Below are 19597 nucleotides of genomic sequence, written 5' to 3' on the forward strand. Positions count from 1 at the left end.
TGACTATAAAATCGGCAACTCTAAAAAATTTGGCTCAGGAATTAAATGTGATTGATTTGGGCAAATATTTTTATGGCAAGGATAAAAAACAAAAGCCACAGCTTCCGGCAACTCTATGGTCGTAAACGTCCGCTCATCGCCCCATCGAACATTCGGAATTTGATAAATGCCGCAGTGTTGCAAGAAGCTTGCGTTTCGACGAGATAGGAACAAGTTCGCGATTTGGGCGCAAAGAGGCGCGTCCACAAGCTTGACCTCATTTTTCTCCTTTGCAATTGGCCAATACGTGTTTTTGCAGCACCAAAAGATGATAAATCAAGATTAAACGGTTAGTAATACTTCAGCCTTATAGCAATCGTTTATTCGAACTGCGCCAAAGTTCGCCCAAATATAGATACCATTTTCCAAAATAGGCGGCAAATCGAAAAAAGATGCCTTTTTGAAAATCACCTTTTCAAATCCCCAGATTTTCTTTATCCTGTTTAATAAGTGCGAAAATCCAGACTGAGACGTGGCGTGCATCATCTGCTCTTATCCTATCTCTATAAAAAACGATTCCCGTTTCCGAGAACCGCCTTCATCCGATTTGCCGTTTGGCAAAATCAAATCATCGTGGCACTGAAAGTTGCGCTGCAAACCACCGCATCGTCCGAGCGGATTTCCCCGCTAAAGAAAAGAATGCCGCGACGCATTTTGTCAAGGGAGACGCGGACCTCAAGCCGGTCGCCGGGGCGCACGGGTTTGCGGAAACGGCAGCCATCCACGCCCATAAAGGCGGGACGCTTTCCCGAGCATTCCTGTTCGCAACAAAGACTGGCAAGAATCGCTCCGGCCTGCGCCATCGTTTCTATTTGAATGACGCCGGGCATCACCGGCTCTCCCGGAAAATGCCCCTGAAAGAAGGGTTCGTTAAAGGAAACATTTTTGGCGCAAACAATCGACGGCACTTCTGCGGACGCTTCCAAAGAAAGAACCTGATCGATAAACAGGAACGGATAACGATGCGGCAGAATTTTCAGTATCGCCTCGTAATCGTAAAGAACGCCGGGTTTATTCGACTTGGGAAAAGTTTCCAAAAGCATAATCCAGTAACCTCTCTAAAAGTTTTCGATGGGCGATATGCCCACCATTGTGAATTCTGATTTTCAATTTAGGTAAAAAAGGAAGCGGCAGGGACAAATCGCCAATCAAATCCAAAATTTTATGCATTGCCGGCTCGTTTTTTTGTCGGAAGGGCGCACCGACAAGCGCACACGCTTCCCCATTCCGCTCCGAAAGCAAAAGCCCGCTATGCGCATCCACGCCGGAAAGCAAGCCTGCGGCCTGCGCCTTTACCAAGTCCTCTTCAAAAATAAAAGTCCGCGCGGGAAAAATTTTCACCAGATCCTCGGCATCGTAAATAGCGCAATACGCCGAATCCGAAAAAGCGCTGTGCGAAATAGAGTACTCCACCTCCAAAGTTTCCGAAGGCGAAATTTCCCAGAAACCGTTTTCAAATTCCAAACGCTCCCGAAGCGGCACATCGTAAAAAGCCAGTTCCTGCGGAATGCCCGCCAGAGAACGAACGGCTTCATACCACGGGTACGCGCTCCCGTCCAAAAGAGGAAGCTCGCCAGAAAGCGCCTGGACTTTAAAGCGCATTTGCGGATAAAGCAAAAACACCGGAGCAAGATGTTCCAGCAAAGAAATTCCCTCTTCCGGATTTTTAAAAAGACCCGAAGAACGGAGGGAAAGAAAATACAGCCGCCGGAACGAATCCGCATCGTCCGAAGCCCAAAGAAGTTCGCCGGACGGTAAGAGCCATTCGATTTTCGGCAACGCAAGACGGTCGCAAGAAATCCGCACGCCGGCATTTTTCAACGACAGCGAATGGGAAAAAATTTCGGTTTCAAAGACGGATTGTTTCATGAGCAAGTCTTCACGCAGAAAGTCCATACAGAAAAAAAGCGGCAATCTGGTGCGGGTGGCAAATTTCCCCCGCGCGCATTTTTTGCATGACTTCTTCCGTGGAAAAGGAAAGGGTTTCAATTTCTTCGCCCGAGTCGAAACGCGTACTTCCCTGCGCGGAAACGCCCGTTGCCCGAACGACAAAAAAATGCCCGCGATGCCTATCCGGATTGACCGGAAGCTTTGCCACTAGTTCAAAAGCACCGCCTCCAAAAGCGCACTCCTCTTGCAATTCCCGCTTTGCCGCCGCCACCGGAGACTCGCCCGATTCGATAATTCCCGCCGGAAATTCCAGCGAAATCGTTCGGCTGCCGTGGCGATACTGCTTTTCCATCAGCCAAAGCCCTTCAGCATTCTGCGCTAAAATCAAAACCCAGTCCGGCTGCCAAAGGGTGTAGAAATCCGGAATGACATTCCCGTTCGGCAATTCGCACGTTTCCTTGTCCACACGCAAATATTTCGTGTCCAAAAGCGATTCCACCGATCGGATTTTCCAAGACTCCAGATTTTTTTGCATTTAGGATTCCTCTAAAAAAGGCCTCAACGAAGCCCGATATTTCAACGACTGACCGCAGACAGCAAGCCAATCCATTCAACCGATTTTGAAAATTTCCTTCGCAGTTCCCGTTAAAAAGTCGAGTAGGGGTCCAAAAGGGAATCGTCAAAAGAAATGTCGGGATACTTGTAATGGAATTCCTTTTCCAGCAAGTAGAGCGCGAGTTCCTTGGTCGTCCAATTCTTTTTCACGCCGATGCTTTCCAGCCCTTTGGTTATCAGCGGAAGCGTCGCTTTCAAATCCAGCTTCCACGCCGAATCGTCCCATTCAAAAATGATGACGGGAACTTTGGGACTTGACGCCAGCCCGACACTCCCCCTGTCCTTTTTGATTTCAAAAGGCCCGAGCTTTAATCCGGTCGTCCGCACGAACACGCCGCTTTTTCCCGTGAAAAGGGAGAGCATCCGATAATCTTCATTCAGGTTCGGATCCCATGCCCGCTCGTGCTCAAAAATGCGATAGACAAGAACGGCGAGCATTTCACCAAGCGGCAATTCTTCGACGCGTTCCGCAGGCAATTCCTTAGCATAACGCTGCAAGGTGTCCGTCCAATAATAAGATGTGTCCGTGAGAAAAACAAGAAGCGATTCCGGCGGGATGTTCTCGTTCATTTTTTGGAGCAAAGTGGCGAAAGTCTGTTCGAGCTTCTGCATTTTCTCTTCGGAAGTCTGCTCAAAAGTCACCGCATCGGAAGTCTTTGCCGCCGTATGCCCGGCGCAGGCAAAAAGCACGGCAAGGAGGCCGACGAAAAGGAAAAACAATACGCCTTTTGTCGCAGAGAATATTGTATTTTTTTGACGATGCATCGCGATTCCTATTTGAAAATGCCGCTGAACGAACTGCTCAAAGCCTGCAAAGTTTCGGGCTTTCAAGGCGGCGGTCCCGGCGGTCAGTTCCGCAACAAGACCAATTCCGGAGTCGATCTTCGGCTGTCCGCATTCAATTTAGCAATCAAATCTTGCGAAAGCAGGAGCGCCAGCGAAAATAAGGTGCACGCATTGCACCGGATGCGTCTGGCCATTGCCCTAAACGTCCGAGAAGCACCCAAAGCGACAAGCGAATTGAAATTTCCGGGAAGCATGGGGCACATCCAGCCTTCCAACGAGGCCTACCCGCAATTCATCGCGGACGTTCTGGATATCGTCGCCGCCAACGGAGGCGATACGAAAGAAGCGGCAAACGCCTTCGGGCTGACGCCAACCGCCCTGACCCGCATTCTCCATGCGAACAAGGCGGTGCTCGCCAAAGTGCAAGAGCTGCGCGCTGCCGGGCGCAAGCCGCCACTACGCTAACAATTTGATTGGGCACAAGAATCAAAATACCCCAGACCATCTCAAAAGGCGAATTATTTCCCGATGAATTTACACCCATCCCAACTTTTCCTCACAAAGGAAAAACTATTTTCTATAGGCAATGCAAAATAAAATGAAAATAATCTCTTTGTTCAGCGGTGCCGGAGGACTGGACATAGGCTTTCATGAAGCGGGCTTTCAAACAGCCGTCTTGGTAGAAAGGGACTCGGCTTGTTGCAACACTCTTCGCACAAATATGCCCGAAGTTCCTGTTATTGAAGGCGACATCAACGAAATTCCGACGGAATGTATTTTGAATGCAGGCCATTTGAAACCTCTTGAAGCAGCTCTTGTAGTTGGCGGACCTCCTTGTCAAAGTTTCAGTTTGGCCGGAAAAAGAATGGGCCTGAACGACCCTCGCGGTAAACTCGTTCTTCAATTCATCCGGGTTGTGCGTGAAGCCCTGCCCGTCGGATTTGTTATGGAAAACGTACGGGGACTTGCCAACTGGGAACACGGAAGGGCTTTGAATGCCATCATTGAAGAGGCCACTCAACCAATACAATACAAAGGCAAAACATACCAATACGAAGTCAAGTATCAAATTTTGAACGCGGCTTCTTATGGAGTCCCCCAATTTCGCGAGAGAATTTTTATTGTCGGAAACAGGCTACACATTCCATTTGTCTTTCCGGAACCTATTTATGGTTTTTCACAAAGCGAACAGACTCCAAATCTATTCGACAAAAAATTAAGGCCTTACAAAACAGTACAGGACGCCATCGGAAAACTTCCTCCAGCAACTGCTCCATCCGAAACAGCAAGGCGAGTTGCATCCTCTATTAAAGGGAGAATAGAAAAGCATGGTTATTAAAAATCACGAAGCTACAGCCCATGCGCCTTCAACCATAGAAAAAATAAAGAAAGTGGGCATCGGGGAAAAACTTGCAGACAAAGAAAAAATTTTTGGAAGTGCCTACAGAAGATTAGACCCGAACCGTCCATCGCCAACCGTCACGCGGAGCGGCTACAGGGATTTTATCCATCCTAAATACGACAGGACACTAACCGTGCGCGAATTAGCTTGTTTGCAAACTTTTCCACTGGAATGGGAATTTACAGGTGTCCGGCTAGATTCCTACAGCCACTCCCGAAATGTGGCAATGACCCAATTTGGCCAAGTCGGAAATGCGGTTCCCCCCGTTCTTGCGGAAGCTGTAGCCAAAGCCGTAAAAGAACAAATTATGAAGGAAAAATAAAATGGCAGCATTCCTTCCGTACATTTCTCGGGCTGAAGATTTTGTCACGACACCAGAAGCAAGAAGAAACGGATTTCTTGAAATTGCATTGCGACGAAATGCCGAATCTATTCCCTATCTCGAACAGGGAAAAGCCCTGTGGGCGAAATTAAATTCAGAAACCAATTCCTGCGACGATATTATGAATCAGGTCGATATCCGTGAAGCCCTTTTGCTTGCTTCCGGTTTATCCGTAAAAGCCCAGTGCCATTTGACTGTGGATGACAAGACAAAACTTCTTGAAGAATTTGTAGATAGGGTTCTACGCCCCTGCGGCAATAAATATGTCGATGAAATTGTATATCGTTATCTTCTCGCATTAGGCGACCAACTCGGTGGAAAAATGCGAAACATCATTGGCAAAATAGCCGTAGAAAAGCTGTCCCGAAAAATTATTGCGCAATTGAGAGTTTACGGCTTTCCGTTTGAAATTCATCGAGGCGAAGGAAAATGGATGAATGGACAAAATTGCTTGCCAAACGACGAAAGTGCCGCAAAGGCGATTCGCTGGAAAAACGGAAACTATCCAAGAATGCTCATTCACAATACAAATATCCCAGGCGTTTCAAAAAATGTGGACTTTGTAGTTTTTAACCAATTCGCCGAAGCCATTGATAAAAAGCATCTGGAACCGATTTTAAAAGACTACAAGAATTACATAGTCATGGGAGAGCTGAAGGGAGGCATAGATCCTGCCGGAGCCGACGAGCATTGGAAAACGGCCAGAGCAGCTTTAGATCGTATCCGGTCTTCTTTTAAAAAAGTGTACATCGCATTTATCGGCGGAGCTATTGAAAAGGCGATGGCTGAAGAAATATATAGCCAGCTTCAAACTGGAATGCTTGACTATGCAGCCAATTTGACAAATGACAACCAGCTGTCTTCCTTTTGCGATTGGCTAGTGAACCAGTAACCGCTACACCCTTGTCCCACTATTTTGGACTCTCCCATCAAATTCAACACCTCTACAATTTTCGCTATTTGACCAATTCCGACTTTAGGATTAAATTTACAAGGAACTTTTTCCCGGAATTTGCATGAAACATTTTTTCAAGACTTTCATTCTTCTTTTCGTCCTTTTCCTGACCGAATTCACTTGGGCAAAAACCGCCGTCTGGATTTCCCTCGATGGCGACGTCGATCCGGGAATGTACGATTACGCCGCCCGCGCTATTGGCGAAGCCGTGCAGAAAAATCCCGACTACATCGTTTTTGACATCAATACTTTCGGCGGAAGACTCGATGCGGCATTCGATATTGTCGATACGATCATGGGAATCAAAAAGGCGAAAACCGTCGCGTTCGTTTCCAAAAAGGCGATTAGCGCCGGGGCTTTAATCGCCCTATCCAGCAAGGAACTCTATATGCTGCCGGGAACGACCATCGGCGACTGCGCCCCGATTGTGCAGAACAGCGACGGCACTCCGCAAATCGTCGGTGAAAAGATCCAGTCGCCCCTTCGCGCCAAATTCCGAAACCTCGCCCAAAAGAACGGCTACCCGGAACTGCTTTCCATGGCAATGGTCTCTCCGGATTTGGCGGTTTACGAACTCAAGCGGAAAGATTCCGTCATCGCGGTCGAAGCGTCCAAATACGAAAAATGGAGCAAGCAGGACAAGGCTTTCTGGGGAACGCCCAAAGTTCTCGTGGACTCCGGGGAACTTTTGACCATGACCGACGAAGAAGCTGTCGCCCTGCAATTTTCCAAAGGAACTCCCGAAACCAAAGCCGCTTTTGAAAAGATGCTCGGCATTGAAAACAGCCACGAGATTGAATCCACTTGGGGAGAAAAAATCGCCCGATTTATCGCAGGCATTTCCGGGATTCTGCTGATTCTCGGTTTCGGCGCGCTTTATATCGAATTTAAAACGCCGGGATTTGGACTTTTCGGCATTGCAGGAATCGTTTTGATTGCCACCGTTTTTCTGGGACAATACGCCAACCATCTGGGCGATTACCTTCCCGTCATTTTGCTCGTCCTCGGCATCGGGCTGTTCGTCGTTGAAATTCTGGTGATGCCCGGAACTTTCCTTTTTGGCATTGCGGGCATCCTGTGCATGGGAATCGCCCTCGTCCTCACCTTCGATATTTCCAGTTTGCCTTCATTCATACCCGGCGTTTCCGAAGCCGGAACTTCCTGGCAGCCCATTTTGCTTTATGTGGCCGCCTGCGCCCTCATCGCCGTGCTCTTCCCCATTCTCGCTTCCAAATACCTGATTCCCCTTTTGCCCGAAGGCTGGACTCCCATGCTTAAAACCGATTTGGGAAACGCCACCTCCCCCACAGAAGATATGCGGGAAATCCAAATCGGGGAACTCGGAAAAGCCGAGACTCCGCTCCGCCCGGTGGGGCACGCCCGATTCAACGGCAAATCTTTTGACGTGCAAACAAGAGGCGAAATGATAAACGCAGGCGAAACCGTCTGCGTTACCGAAATAGCGGATGGAAGAATCTGGGTGGAAAAATCAGAAAATCTTCCCGTAGCCTAGCACTTCCCGAATCTGTTCCAAATGGGCGCGCGCCACAGGCCGCGCCTTTTCTGCGCCCGCGTGAAGAATTTCATCGATTCGCGTCGGATTCGCCATCAAATCGTTATACTTTTCACGAGCTTCGCCAAATGTGCGTTCCAGCACCTTGAGGAGTTCCCCTTTGGCAAAGCCCCAGCCCATACCGCCCGCGCGATAAGTTTCCGCAAGAGCCGCCGTTTCTTCGGGAGTCGCAAACAACTTATAAAGGTTGAAAACATTGCAGGTTTCCGGATCTTTCGGGGCTTCTATCGGCAGGCTGTTCGTTACGATTTTTCCGATTTTCTTTTTCAGCGCTTTCGGTTCCAAAAAAATTTCAATCGTATTGTCGTAGGACTTGCTCATTTTGCGTCCATCGAGTCCGGGTATGACATCCGTCGTTTCCTGGATGAACGGTTCCGGGATCGTAAAGACATCTTTGCCCATCTGCTTGTTGAATCGTATTGCCACGTCGCGGGCAAATTCCACATGCTGTTTCTGATCCTTGCCGACGGGAACCACGTCCGCATTGAACATCAGAATGTCCGCATCCATCAAGCAGGGGTAGCAATAGAGACCCATGTTGATGTTCGTGTCCAGGTCTTCGCCGGCAGCGCGATTCGCTTCGACTTTCGCCTTGTAAGCGTGAGCGCGGTTCATGAAACCCTTCGGCGTGAAGCAGCTCAAAGCCCAGCTCAATTCAAAAATTTCCGGGATGTCGCTCTGTTTATAAAAAAGCCCGCGTTCGGGATCGAGTCCGCAAGCCAGCCAAGTCGCTGCGACCTTGCGAATATTTTCCCGCATTTCATCTCCCTGGTGCACCGTGGTCAGCGCATGATAGTCGGCGATAAAATAAATGGTGTCGTAATCTTTAGCAAGTTCCAAAGCCGGACGGATGGCGCCCAGATAATTCCCCAAATGCGGGGTTCCTGTAGGCTTAATGCCTGTAAGCGAAATTTTTTTCATAACCGCAATTTAGAAATAATTCCATTAAACCGCAATCGGAGCTTTAATCGTCGGCCACGGGTCGTAATTTTCCAGACTGAAGTCTTCAAACCGAAAATCGAACAGGCTTTTCACGTCGGGATTCAGCTTCATGGTCGGCAAGGGGCGCGGCGTGCGCGCGAGCTGCTCCTTCGCCTGTTCAAAATGGTTGTGATACAAATGCAGGTCGCCAAAAGTATGCACAAAATCTCCCGGTTCATAGTCCAGCACCTGCGAAAGCATCAATGTGAGAAGCGCATACGAGGCGATGTTGAAAGGAACGCCCAAAAACATATCGGCACTCCGCTGATACAGCTGGCAACTGAGTTTTCGCCGACCGCTTTTTCCCACACCCCCCACGTAAAACTGGAAAAGGCAATGGCAAGGGGGAAGCGCCATCTTGTCCACTTCAGCGACATTCCAGGCGCACACGAGATGACGACGGGAATCCGGATTGTTCTTCAGCGAGTCCAATAGATTCTGAATCTGGTCTATGTGCCCGCCATCCGGCGTCGGCCAGCTGCGCCACTGGTGCCCGTAAACCGGACCGAGGTCGCCGTTTTCGTCCGCCCATTCGTCCCAGATGGTCACCTTGTTTTCGTGCAGGTAGCGAATATTCGTGTCGCCTTTCAAAAACCAGAGAAGCTCGTGAATAATGCTGCGCAAGTGGAGTTTCTTGGTCGTCAGGCACGGAAATCCTCGGGAAAGATCGTAGCGGTTCTGCCGCCCGAAAACGGAGCGCGTCCCCGTTCCCGTCCTATCGGAACGGTCAACGCCATTTTCCATAATGTCGCGTAATAAATCGAGATATTGCTGCATAGGACAAAAATATAAAAGTTCTTTTCCGAGCAATGAAGCTATCTTTGCGACATGGGACTAACGCACAAGCCGCAACCATCGAAACTCGTCATGGGCTTTCTCGCCAAAGACGCCGAACTCATCGCACGAATCCGTCCGCGCCTTCGCCACATCTACGGTGAAGAGGATCTTGTTCTGGAGCCTTTCCCTTTTCGCTTTACCAACTACTATAAAGAAGAAATCGGCGAAAATCCCGTGCGCGCCTTTGTCAGCTACCAGAAACTCATCGAAAGGGAGACTATTGTCGATATCAAATTGCAGACAAACGAAATGGAGCTGGACTTTGCCAAGGAATGCGGCAGCGATGGGCTGCGCCCCGTGAATCTGGATCCGGGCTACATGACCCTCGGCCAATTTTTTTTAGCGACGACAAAAGACCAGCGGCAGCGGGTTTATATGCGAGACGGCATTTATGTGGAGCCGACTCTCTATTTTCAAGACGGGCACTTTCACCCTTTTGAATGGACCTATCGCGACTACCAAAGCGAAGAATACATCCGTTACTTAGAAAACGTCCGCAAGGAATTGCGAAAAGTCCTTTAAGGCTTGCGCTAAAAATTCATATTCAAAAGCGATTAGCGACCGGTTGAGAGTTGGGAGTTGGAAGTTGGAAGTTGGAAGTTGGAAGTTGGAACTGAAAACTGACAACTGAAGACTGACAACTGAAAACCGAGTTCGCCTCGTCTGAAAAAGAATTCCCATTTTTTAATTGTTTTCCATGCACTCCGCCGATCCATACGCACGGACGGGCTTTCCTAAATCGTCAAATTCCGTCGTGTAGCGGACCCGGAACGGAATACGATTTTCCGTTAAAGGAATCACCGCTTCCAAAGATTTGACGCCTGCGGCAATCTGGCGATGCCAATCCCGATACATATCGGCGACTTCGGCGGGGAAAAGCCCCGAACGAATAACGGGCTCCGGATAATTGCGAATCAAAGGCGGAAGCCCCAAATCGCGCATGCAGCGGAAGCAAGGGCGCATTTCCTTTTTTTCCACCCAGTATTCCCAACAGTAGATATTTGCCTGTTCGCTGGCCATGCGGAATTTGCGTTCGCTTTCCGACAGGGACTGAATTTGCGATTTTTCTTTGGTGATATTCCGGATGCTCACAAAAAATTGCCGACTGACCGCGCACTCCCCGATAAGCTGAAAAGAACTGCGGATGCAGACCTTCTCGTCGCCACAGCACGCCGACTGGAGTTCCCGCCAAGTTTCGCATTCCTGTTCGGTTTTTGTCGAAATCACCGCATCCAAAGTTTTCAAATAAAGTTCCCGATCCGCCGCCGACATCGTGTTCAAAGGATTCGAGCGGATGAGGTCCTTTTCCGACTGGTTCATTCCCATTTCGCGCAGGTATTTCTGGTTTACCCGCAAAACTTCCACTTGCCCGTCGTGATAATCGATTATGGCGGAACCGCCCACAAAATGGTTGAAAATCAGCGATTCCATCGATCCCGGATTCCAAAACCGGTTGGCATCCAAAGAGTCCAGCAATTTCATCTGCGGCACAATCGCCCCGACCGTGGCTCCACTCAGCAATTTTTCGTAATCCTGCTCGGGCATCGGCTTGGAATATAAGTAGCCCTGCACATAGTCGCACCCGATGCTGCGCAAAAAGTCAGCCTGTTCCACCGTTTCCACGCCCTCGGCAATGACGGGAAGTTTCAACCATTTCGCCATGCGAACGACCGAACTCAAAATAATCCCGCCACGATGATCGCCAATCGCCCCGTCCGGAATAAAATTCATGTCCAATTTCAGCACGTCAAAGCAAATATCCTTGAGAGCCGCCAGCGAAGAATAGCCGCTGCCAAAATCGTCCATTTCCACTTTATAATTCAAAGCATGAAACTGGTCCACGGAATTCATGACGACCTTCGCCCCATGGACAATCATCGTTTCCGTAATTTCGATATGAATAAGATTCGAAGGGATTTTGTATTTCTGGCGAATTTCTTCCAACCGCTGGGTAAAATCCGGTTCTATCACATCGCAACGAGAGAGATTCACCGAGATCCGAACGACAGACAGATTTTTGTCCAGCATTTTCCGCAAAAAACGGCAGACCTGTTCAAACACATAGGCGTCCAATTCCGGAATACGCCGATTTTCTTCCAAGACAGGAATAAAATCCAACGGAGGAACGATGCCGTGTTCTGGAGAAATCCAGCGGACCAGGGCTTCCGAACCGATAAGGCGGCCCGTAGAATGGCTGAACTGCGGCTGGTAATAAACAGCAAACTCTCCCGCTTTTAGCGCTGACGGAAATTTTTCTAGAACCTCTTCCGGAGAAAAAAACATGACGACCTCACATTTACCCTTTAAAGATAAGCTTTTTTTACAAAAAAGCAAAATTCAACGAGAATGCTATTCTTGTTTTGCGGAACGCTGCAGTACATTTTGCCTAAAATCGGGAGTTAAATGCGCACAATTCGCCGCTTTCGGAGCCGATATGTAGATTTTCAGTTCCTTGGTAAAAAATCCCGTCATTTCAAATGAGGCCTTCCAGACGCTGGAATCCGGACATTCTTCCCAGGATTTTCGATTTTTTGCCTGCCATGCAAATTTTCCGCGCTTTTCAAAAAGGAAATCGTCGGATTTTGCCGGTTCATAACCGATTTGCGCCCAGGTTCCGAGCTTTTTGTTTTTCTGATAGAATTGCCGCTGCAATTGCACAAAGCGGGCGGTTTCCCGCTCCAACTCCGCCGCTTTTTCCAAATTCTCCTTGGCAGGATCCCTTTGCAGAACAAAAAACGACAATAGCACTACCGTGACAAGGGTCGCCAAAGCAAACAGCGTCTTTTTGGAAAGCGAAAAAGGCGATATCGAATTGCCCGAGCCTTCCCCGGCCACACGCAAAATCCGAAAGCGAAGAAGCCTTTCGGCTATCCACGACGGGAAAATCCAAAAAACAAGGGCGGCAACTCCAAAAAGCGATGCGCTCACAAAGGCGATCGGTTTCAGACATTCGACGAGCGGCAAAAGCTCGTCCTTGACCGAAAGCAGAATGGCCATCAGCCGCTTGTCCTCTTCAAAATTGTTCAAGGCGAATTTGCCGGTGAAATTGCTGTAGCGCGCCATGGCGAGATTCACCACCTGCGACGCAAAATCGTCCACGTATGAAAGCGCAAAGAACAGAACGCCAAAAAGGATTGCCAGAGCTAGAGCCACGATTCCCAAAAGGCGCACCGTACGGATTTTGGAAAATCCCTTTTCCGTTTCGGATTTCAAAAGGTCACTTTTCGGCAAAGCTTCTTCTGGCATAAATCCTCCCAAAAAACGGAACCGCTACTTGGTCAAAAGTTCCACGGCGAGTTTCTTGGCGGTCGCAAAATCCGCCTTGCCCGAACCGAGCTTGGGCACTTGCTCCACTTTGAATGCGGCTCCCGGAATCATCATTTGCGGAATCCCCGACTTGCGAATTTCCCGCAGCAGTTCATCGGCATCCTTATCGCCGGAATAGAGCAGCACAATCCGTTCGCCTTTCACCTCGTCCGGAATCGCGACAATCACATAATCCATGCCAGCAAGAAGCCCCGTATCGTTCAATTTTCCTTCGACGGCTCCCAAAGAAATCATTTCACCGCCGAGTTTCGCAAAGCGGCTGTAACGGTCCACGATAAAGACAAAGCCGTCCTTGTCCAAATAACCCTTGTCGCCCGTCTTGTACCAGCGATGACCGTCGATTTCTAGAATCACGCTCTTTGTGCGCTCCGGATCCCGGAGGTAACCCTTCATCACCTGGCACCCGCCGATAAGAATCATGCCCTCTTCGCCCTGCGGCAATTCCTCGTTGGTTTCGGGATCGATGATTTTCACGCCGACTCCGGGAATCGGCATTCCGACCGACTGGAGGTTCGCCCGCGGATCCGTGGTCAAAAAGTCGTCCAAAAGAACGTCTTCGGAATTGAACGTGGCGACCGGAGCGGTTTCCGTGCAGCCATAGCCTTCAAAAATGTCCTTTTTGAATTTTCGGGCAAAGAGGTCGCGAATTTCCGTGCGCAATTTCTCGGCACCGGAAAGAACCAGGCGCAGATGTTTGAGGCACATCGGGTGCACCCAGCGGTTAATGCCTACCGCGCGCAAAAAAGTCGGCGTTCCTACGAGAATGGTCACGCGGTATTCCGCACAGACCCGCGCCATCGTTTTCACATCCGTCGGCTCGGAGCAAGTGACCATGGGGATTCCCTCCAGAAGCGGCAAAAGCATCGTCACCGTCAAACCGAACGAATGGAAAATCGGCAGTTCCGCAAGCATCACGTCGTGCGGGCGAATCGAAAAGATGGAATTGGCCTGCTGCGTATTGGAAACCAGATTGCGATAGGTCAGCATCACGCCTTTCGGCATGCCTTCGGAGCCAGAACTGAAAAGAATGACCGCATTGTCCTCGGGCTTCACCGATTTGGCAAACAGGAAATGAATCAGCCGTGCGGGAAGCAGTATCGACGAAGCAATCGCCAGACCGCGGTAGAGCGGACTTACGGATTTTTCCAAATCCTCCACGCAGACCAGTTTGCAGACAGTCCCGAGTTTAAAGAAATCCTGTCCCCGGCGCTGCAATTTGTTCAAGAACGCCCAACTCGTCAGAACCGTCTTGATTTCGGCGCATTCCATGCACTTCAAAACGGTATCGATTCCCGACGTGTAATTCAAATTGACGCTGGTTTTCCCGACCGTCCAGATGCCGAGCAAAAGCGAAACCCCTTCCGGCGAAGGCGGCAGCATGAACCCCAGCCGTTCTTCCTTGGCAGCCATCTTCTCGATTGCGCGGGCGTAAATCAACACCTGCTGAATAAGGCCATAGCCCGTCAAGTGATTGCCCTGCGGGCTGTAAATGGAAACATGGTGGCGCACGCGGCGTTTCGCCGCTTTCAACCAGAGCGGAATAATCGTCGGGTAGTACGAAAGCGATTTCGCCCAAGCCGACATGGAAAGCTCCCGCAGGATATTGCGCAACTTGGCCGGTTCGGTTTCCAGCGGGACTTCTTTTCCAAATGCGATGGAAACAATCCGGGTCGTCTTTTCGCCGAAATTGACGCTTTCATTCGTGTAGCTGTATTTGCCTCCCCAGACCCCCTGGATGTAGAACGGAATTAGGCGCGCACTCGTGTCCTTGACCGCCGACGAATAATCGATGGAAAAACGCCCGATGTTGCAGGATTTGGCAAGCTCGCCTTCCGGAAACACGACGACGGCTTCGCCGTGCAGCAGCGCTTTTCGGATTTTCTCCATGGCGGGTTCCGGGTTGCGGCGGTTGATGCGAATCGCGCCCAAAAGTTTGAGAACCCCGCGGAAAAAGCCGTGCTCCGACTTATTTTCGTTCATCGCCAAGCGCAAAGGCCGAGGGGAAGACATCTGCAAAAGAATCCAATCGATAAGGCTCGTGTGGTTGCCAATCAGCAAAACCGGACCTTCAATCGGGATGTTCTCGTTGCCCGTCACCTTCAGATTGTAGCGGAACACATAGTAGGCGCGGAACATCGTCCGCAAAAGCGACTGCGGAAAACGGATGAACGCCCAGACAAACGCGCCCAGCAAAAAGAGCGAGAAAACAAAAAGGAAAGTTTCACGGTCGATGTGCGTGAATTCGAGCAGAATCGCTTCCAACCCGACGACAAAAATCAAAAAGAGCATCGTCACCATATTGGATACGGCGACGATTCGACCTGTGGAAACCGGGCGGGAGTATTGCAAAAGAAGCGAATTGAGGACCGTCCCCAGCGCCCCGAAAAAGAGGCCAAGAAAAGCGTAAAGCATTCGGATGATGACGGGATTATCGACCATCGGGATGAAGAATGCGCAGACGCTGCAGCCGAACACGGAAACGGGAATCAGCCCGACTTCGATAAACTGGTGCGAAGAGCGCGAAGCGAGATAGCCGCCAAAGACCATGCCCACCGCCGAAAAGACCAGACCGTTCCGCACCACCGCCAAAAACGCTTCGCCGGAAAGGCTTTGGGAAAGCAGAATAAAGACCTGAGCCAGTCCCCAAAAAACCGCAAGCCCGATGATAATCATGCGCGAAAGGCTGATATACCAAGTCGCATGAAAAATCCGACCCGGCGAGCGAATCTGCAAGGATTCTCTTTCTTGACCCGTTTTGGGAATGAAAAACGCCGCCACCTCGGAAAGCACCGCCACGCCGACAAAAATCCAAAGCAGATAATCGACGCCCAGCAAAGTGGCCGATTCATGATAAAGGCTTATCACCCCGACAGACGCGACCAACGCCCCGATAATCATCATGGTGAACATGTGGGCGACTCCGGTCGAGAGATGCTCGGTTCCGAACATTTCCTTGACCACGCCGTAGCGCGCGGGACTTCCCAGCGCAAACGAAGACGAAACCAGCAGCACAAACCAGATGGCAACCTGCGGAAGTCCGACCGTCCACAAGACGCCGATGACTATCGATCCCGCCACATAGCCGAGCGAAGACCAGGCGATGACCTTCCCCTTGCCAAAGCGGTCCGCAAGAAAACCGGCAATCGGGAAAAAAAGCAAATAGGGCACATAGAACATCGCTTGCAGCAATGCGCTGTAAACCGGAAATTCATTCGGTTCTGCAAACGAATATTTGAGCCACTGTTCAAAAAAAAGAAAAAGCCCCATCTGCATAAAAGATGAAGCTAAAACAGTTACCAAATACGGGATCAGGCCTTTTTTTCGCATGATAATCCTTATTTTGGCGGAAATTTAGAAATTCTACGCTTTGGCAAGTTCCAGGGCGAGCTGCTTGGACGCTTTAAAGTCCGCTTTGCCCGTCCCGAGTTTGGGAACCGCGGGAACCTTGAAAGCCAGCCCGGGAACCATCAACGGCGGAATGCCCGACTTGCGAAGCGCGCGCAAGACATCCGCAGGCTCCTGTTCCGAACCCGAATAGAGCAGCACGACGCATTCGCCCTTGGCACTGTCCGGAATCGCCGTGACCATGTAATCGCTGCCTTCCAGAATCTTCGTTTCGTTGATGCGGATTTCCACCGCTCCCAAAGAAATCATTTCCCCGCCGAGTTTTGCAAAACGGCTGTAGCGGTCCACGATCGTGAGGAAGCCGTCCTCGTCCAAGTGTCCCTTGTCACCGGTGCGATACCAGCGGCGACCGTCCAGTTCCACAATCGCGCTCTTCGTATGTTCCGAATCCTTCAGATAGCCTTTCATCACCTGGCAACCGCCGATGAGAATCATGCCGTCTTCGCCGACCGGCAATTCCTCGTTCGTATCGGGATCCACAATCTTGTAGAGGGTTCCGCAAAGCGGCATTCCCACCGAACCCGGCTTGTGATTCACCTGCATCGTCAGGTAATCGTCCAAAAGGATATTGTCCAAATTGACGGACGCCACCGGAGCGGTTTCCGTGCAGCCGTAACCTTCCAAAATATCCTTGCCGAACTTGAGCCGGAACGCCGTCGTGATTTCGGGACGGAGCTTTTCGGCCCCCGCGATAATCAAGCGCAGATATTTGAAGCACATCGGATGCACCCAGCGGTTTACCGTAAACGCGCGCAGGAATGTGGGCGTTCCGACAAAGGCCGTCACCCGGAATTCGGCGCAAGCGCGCGCCATCGTCTTCACATCCGTCGGGTCAGCAATCACCACGATGGGAATGCCCTCCACCAGACAGAGAAGGACGTTCACCGTAAGTCCAAACGAATGGAAAAGCGGGAGTTCGGCCAGCATCACGTCGGACTTGGTCGCATTGAAAATGCAAGAGAGCTGCTGGCAGTTCCCCACGATGTTGTAATGGGTAAGCTCCACGCCCTTTGGCGTTCCTTCCGAACCCGAGCTGAACAGGATGGCCGCCGTATCCGTAAAGCGGACTTTTTTGAAATAGAAAAATTCAATCAATTTGACGGGCAAAATGATGCCGGCAAACATGTGGAACACCATCGCCGACTTGGGAATTCCCTTGAGCACATCTTCGGCGTAAATCAGCGTGCAGACTTTGGAAAGCACGGAATAATCCGTTCCCTTTTGTTTTAGGCGTTCCAAGAAAACGCGGCTCGTAATAATCGTTTTGATTTCCGCCCGTTCGATGCACTTTGCGACGATATCCGGCGAAGACGTGTAATTCAGGTTCACGTTGATTTTTCCGCGCACCCAGCCCGCCAGGTTCGCAATGACACCACCCGCAGAAGGCGGCAGCATAATCCCGATATGCGATTCTCCCGAAAGGCGTTTTTTAAATACGCAGCTAAAGGCCAAGGTCGCGCAAAGCAGCTTGTAGCCCGAGAAGTGCGCACCGTCCGGACTGTAAATCGAAGGTCCCGAACGCACGATGCGTTTACAGGCGTAAAGCCACGACGAAGCGATCGGCTTGTAGTATTTTAGCGAGTTGCTCCAGGCATCGATAGAAATTTCCCGCACAATGTTGCGAATCTTGTTCGGTTCCGTTTCCTTGGGGAGCGCTTCGCCGAAAGCCACGGTAATAATGCGGCTCAAGGCCGGCCCGAACAAATGCACATCGCTCGTATAGGCGTAACGGCTCCCCCACAATCCCTGGATGTAAAACGGAACGATTACCGTTTCCGTGTCCTTGATGGCTTCGGAGTAGTCCATGCGGAATGGCCCGATGAACGGGGACTTCGCAATTTCGCCTTCCGGGAAAAGCACCACCGCATCGCCGTTCAGCAAGGCTTCATGAATTTTTTGCATCGCTTCGGCGGAATTCTTCTTGTGAATTCGGATAACGCCCATGCGTTTCAAAAGCCAGCGCAAATACCACTTTTCAAAATGGTCCTTGTTGCTCGCAATCCGGAGCGGACGCGGAGTCGCCATCTGCAAAACAGCCCAATCGATAAAGCTGAAATGGTTGCCCATCAAAAGGACGGGGCCTTCATCCGGCACATTCTGGAGCCCCAGGACCTTCAATTTGTACGGGCTGAAAAAAGTCCGCAAAAGCGAGCGCAAAAGGGCCTGCGGCAGATGCTTGAGGGAATAGGTGAATCCCACAAAGGAAATCAAGGCGAGCGCAATAAAAAATCCCGGGAAAATCCAGCTGCGGTATTCCGGGAAATGCGTCTGCACATTGTAAAGGACAACGGATTCCAGCCCGAGGAAGGCGCCCAAAAGAACAATCTGAATCAAATTGGAAACGGCGAGAATCCGCCCCGAATTGGTCGCCGTCGTATTGAACTGAAGAAGCGCATTGAGAGTCACCAGGAACATCCCGCCGAAAGCGCCCATCAAAAAGAAAGCCACGTCGATAAAAACCTGCGAAGACAGGAACGGAACGATGACAAGGCAGACGGACGATCCGAGCGCTCCCATCGGAACAAGGCCCGTTTCGATATAATCTTTGGAAGCCCGACCGACGATGATAGAACCGAGCAAAAGCCCGAGAATGGCAAAGAAAATCCCGTTTTTGAAAAGAGCCAGCGTTTCATTGGGAGCGGCAGTCTGCTGCTGAAAGACCATTACAAAAACCTGCACACCAATCCAGAAAATGGAAATGCCGACCATGCAAGCGCGGACCGTCGGAATTTTCCAGGTGTGCGCCAAATTGCGGAAAACGGAAGAACGGCGCGCGGACGCATAGCCACGGTGTACCTGCGGAACAAAAAACGCCGCCAAAGTAGAAATGGCGCTGATTCCCATAAAGACCCACGGCCAGGCGACCGTCTTGCTCAAAAATTCTTTGACCGTCGGCGAACCGTCAAAAGCGGAATCCACCGCATCCAGACCGGGAACAAGCAACGCCGCAAGCGCCAGAGCAATCACGGAAATCACCTGCAAAACCGCATTGGCAAAACCGAGGCTCTTGGTCCCATACATTTCTTTTAAAATGCCGTATTTAGCGGGACTGTGCACGGCAAACGCCGAAGCCGTCAGGAGAGTAAAGAAAATCGCCAAGTTGTAAAACTTGAGGGTGTAAAACACGCCCGTCGCAATAAACGAAGCGGTAATGACGACCGATGTACAAGCGAGAACCCGATTTTTAGAAAAGCGGTTCGAAAAGAAACTCGCCGGCACCACCATATAAATAAACGGGAGCAGGAAAAAAGCCTGAAACAAGGCACTCCAGAACTGGAGCTGCGAACCGTCGTAATGCGTCGTCAAAACCTTTTGCGTAAAGACAAAATGCCCCATCACCGCAAAAGTGGTTCCAAAAATAGAGAGAAACAGGGGAAGCGTACCTTTAACATTCCACATAAGCCA

General features: G+C 50.4%; 17 protein-coding genes. 6 read left to right on the forward strand and 11 right to left on the reverse strand.

From position 1 onward, the window contains the following. Window positions 1-3: 3 nt before the first annotated feature. The 5 genes from B5D40_RS06460 to B5D40_RS06485 form a co-directional block, all read right to left on the reverse strand. Window positions 4-246, reverse strand: coding sequence for a DUF4417 domain-containing protein (locus B5D40_RS06460; protein WP_233126368.1), 243 nt, complete (start codon window positions 244-246; stop codon window positions 4-6). Between the two features lie 356 nt (window positions 247-602). After that, window positions 603-1082 (reverse strand): 3-hydroxyacyl-ACP dehydratase FabZ, encoded by a 480-nt coding sequence (gene fabZ / locus B5D40_RS06470; RefSeq protein ID WP_078776259.1) that lies wholly within the window; start codon window positions 1080-1082, stop codon window positions 603-605. After that, on the reverse strand, window positions 1051-1935 hold the full coding sequence (locus tag B5D40_RS06475; RefSeq protein ID WP_078776260.1) for a UDP-3-O-acyl-N-acetylglucosamine deacetylase: 885 nt from the start codon (window positions 1933-1935) through the stop codon (window positions 1051-1053). The genes fabZ and B5D40_RS06475 overlap by 32 nt, the downstream gene beginning before the upstream one ends. Then, window positions 1919-2464: an NUDIX hydrolase gene (locus tag B5D40_RS06480; RefSeq protein WP_233134238.1), complete on the reverse strand. Its 546-nt coding sequence runs from the start codon at window positions 2462-2464 to the stop codon at window positions 1919-1921. The genes B5D40_RS06475 and B5D40_RS06480 overlap by 17 nt, the downstream gene beginning before the upstream one ends. A gap of 110 nt (window positions 2465-2574) precedes the next feature. After that, window positions 2575-3309, reverse strand: coding sequence for a hypothetical protein (locus B5D40_RS06485; protein ID WP_078776261.1), 735 nt, complete (start codon window positions 3307-3309; stop codon window positions 2575-2577). On the opposite strand from B5D40_RS06485, the gene B5D40_RS06490 reads away from it, so the two are divergent. From B5D40_RS06490 to B5D40_RS06510, 5 genes are all read left to right on the forward strand, one after another. Then, entirely contained in the window at window positions 3304-3795 is a 492-nt protein-coding gene (locus B5D40_RS06490) for a peptide chain release factor (protein WP_073306275.1), read from the forward strand. The genes B5D40_RS06485 and B5D40_RS06490 overlap by 6 nt on opposite strands. A 133-nt stretch (window positions 3796-3928) precedes the next feature. After that, window positions 3929-4669 carry a DNA cytosine methyltransferase gene (locus B5D40_RS06495; RefSeq protein WP_198951005.1) on the forward strand — a complete coding sequence of 247 codons (741 nt, stop codon included), beginning with the start codon at window positions 3929-3931 and terminating at the stop codon, window positions 4667-4669. Beyond that, a complete protein-coding gene (locus B5D40_RS06500; protein WP_073306271.1) occupies window positions 4659-5054 on the forward strand; it encodes a DNA cytosine methyltransferase in 396 nt (131 codons plus the stop codon). The genes B5D40_RS06495 and B5D40_RS06500 overlap by 11 nt, the downstream gene beginning before the upstream one ends. Before the next feature lies 1 nt (window position 5055). After that, window positions 5056-6006 carry an AvaI/BsoBI family type II restriction endonuclease gene (locus B5D40_RS06505; RefSeq protein ID WP_078776262.1) on the forward strand — a complete coding sequence of 317 codons (951 nt, stop codon included), beginning with the start codon at window positions 5056-5058 and terminating at the stop codon, window positions 6004-6006. Window positions 6007-6130: 124 nt separating this feature from the next. Then, entirely contained in the window at window positions 6131-7582 is a 1452-nt protein-coding gene (locus B5D40_RS06510) for an NfeD family protein (RefSeq protein ID WP_078776263.1), read from the forward strand. Here the strand turns inward: B5D40_RS06510 and B5D40_RS06515 are convergent. Beyond that, window positions 7559-8563: a tryptophan--tRNA ligase gene (locus B5D40_RS06515; RefSeq protein ID WP_073305359.1), complete on the reverse strand. Its 1005-nt coding sequence runs from the start codon at window positions 8561-8563 to the stop codon at window positions 7559-7561. The genes B5D40_RS06510 and B5D40_RS06515 overlap by 24 nt on opposite strands. Before the next feature lie 24 nt (window positions 8564-8587). Beyond that, window positions 8588-9400, reverse strand: a complete 813-nt coding sequence (locus tag B5D40_RS06520) for a thymidylate synthase (protein WP_078776264.1) — start codon at window positions 9398-9400, stop codon at window positions 8588-8590. A gap of 51 nt (window positions 9401-9451) precedes the next feature. On the opposite strand from B5D40_RS06520, the gene B5D40_RS06525 reads away from it, so the two are divergent. After that, window positions 9452-9982 (forward strand): DUF4416 family protein, encoded by a 531-nt coding sequence (locus tag B5D40_RS06525; RefSeq protein ID WP_078776265.1) that lies wholly within the window; start codon window positions 9452-9454, stop codon window positions 9980-9982. A 162-nt stretch (window positions 9983-10144) separates the two neighbouring features. Here the strand turns inward: B5D40_RS06525 and B5D40_RS06530 are convergent, their stop codons facing one another. The 4 genes from B5D40_RS06530 to B5D40_RS06545 form a co-directional block, all read right to left on the reverse strand. After that, complete coding sequence (locus B5D40_RS06530) at window positions 10145-11743, reverse strand: EAL domain-containing protein (RefSeq protein ID WP_078776266.1); 1599 nt, start codon at window positions 11741-11743, stop codon at window positions 10145-10147. A 66-nt stretch (window positions 11744-11809) separates the two neighbouring features. Further along, the gene (locus tag B5D40_RS06535; RefSeq protein ID WP_078776267.1) at window positions 11810-12706 is read right to left on the reverse strand and encodes a hypothetical protein; all 897 of its coding nucleotides are present in this window, start codon (window positions 12704-12706) and stop codon (window positions 11810-11812) included. 24 nt (window positions 12707-12730) lie between these two features. Next, the gene (locus tag B5D40_RS06540; RefSeq protein ID WP_078776268.1) at window positions 12731-16114 is read right to left on the reverse strand and encodes an MFS transporter; all 3384 of its coding nucleotides are present in this window, start codon (window positions 16112-16114) and stop codon (window positions 12731-12733) included. A gap of 33 nt (window positions 16115-16147) precedes the next feature. Continuing rightward, a complete protein-coding gene (locus B5D40_RS06545; RefSeq protein ID WP_078776269.1) occupies window positions 16148-19591 on the reverse strand; it encodes an MFS transporter in 3444 nt (1147 codons plus the stop codon). Between the last annotated feature and the right edge of the window lie 6 nt (window positions 19592-19597).

It is taken from the genome of Fibrobacter intestinalis, from assembly GCF_900167415.1.
Taxonomy (GTDB): Bacteria; Fibrobacterota; Fibrobacteria; order Fibrobacterales; family Fibrobacteraceae; genus Hallerella; species Hallerella intestinalis.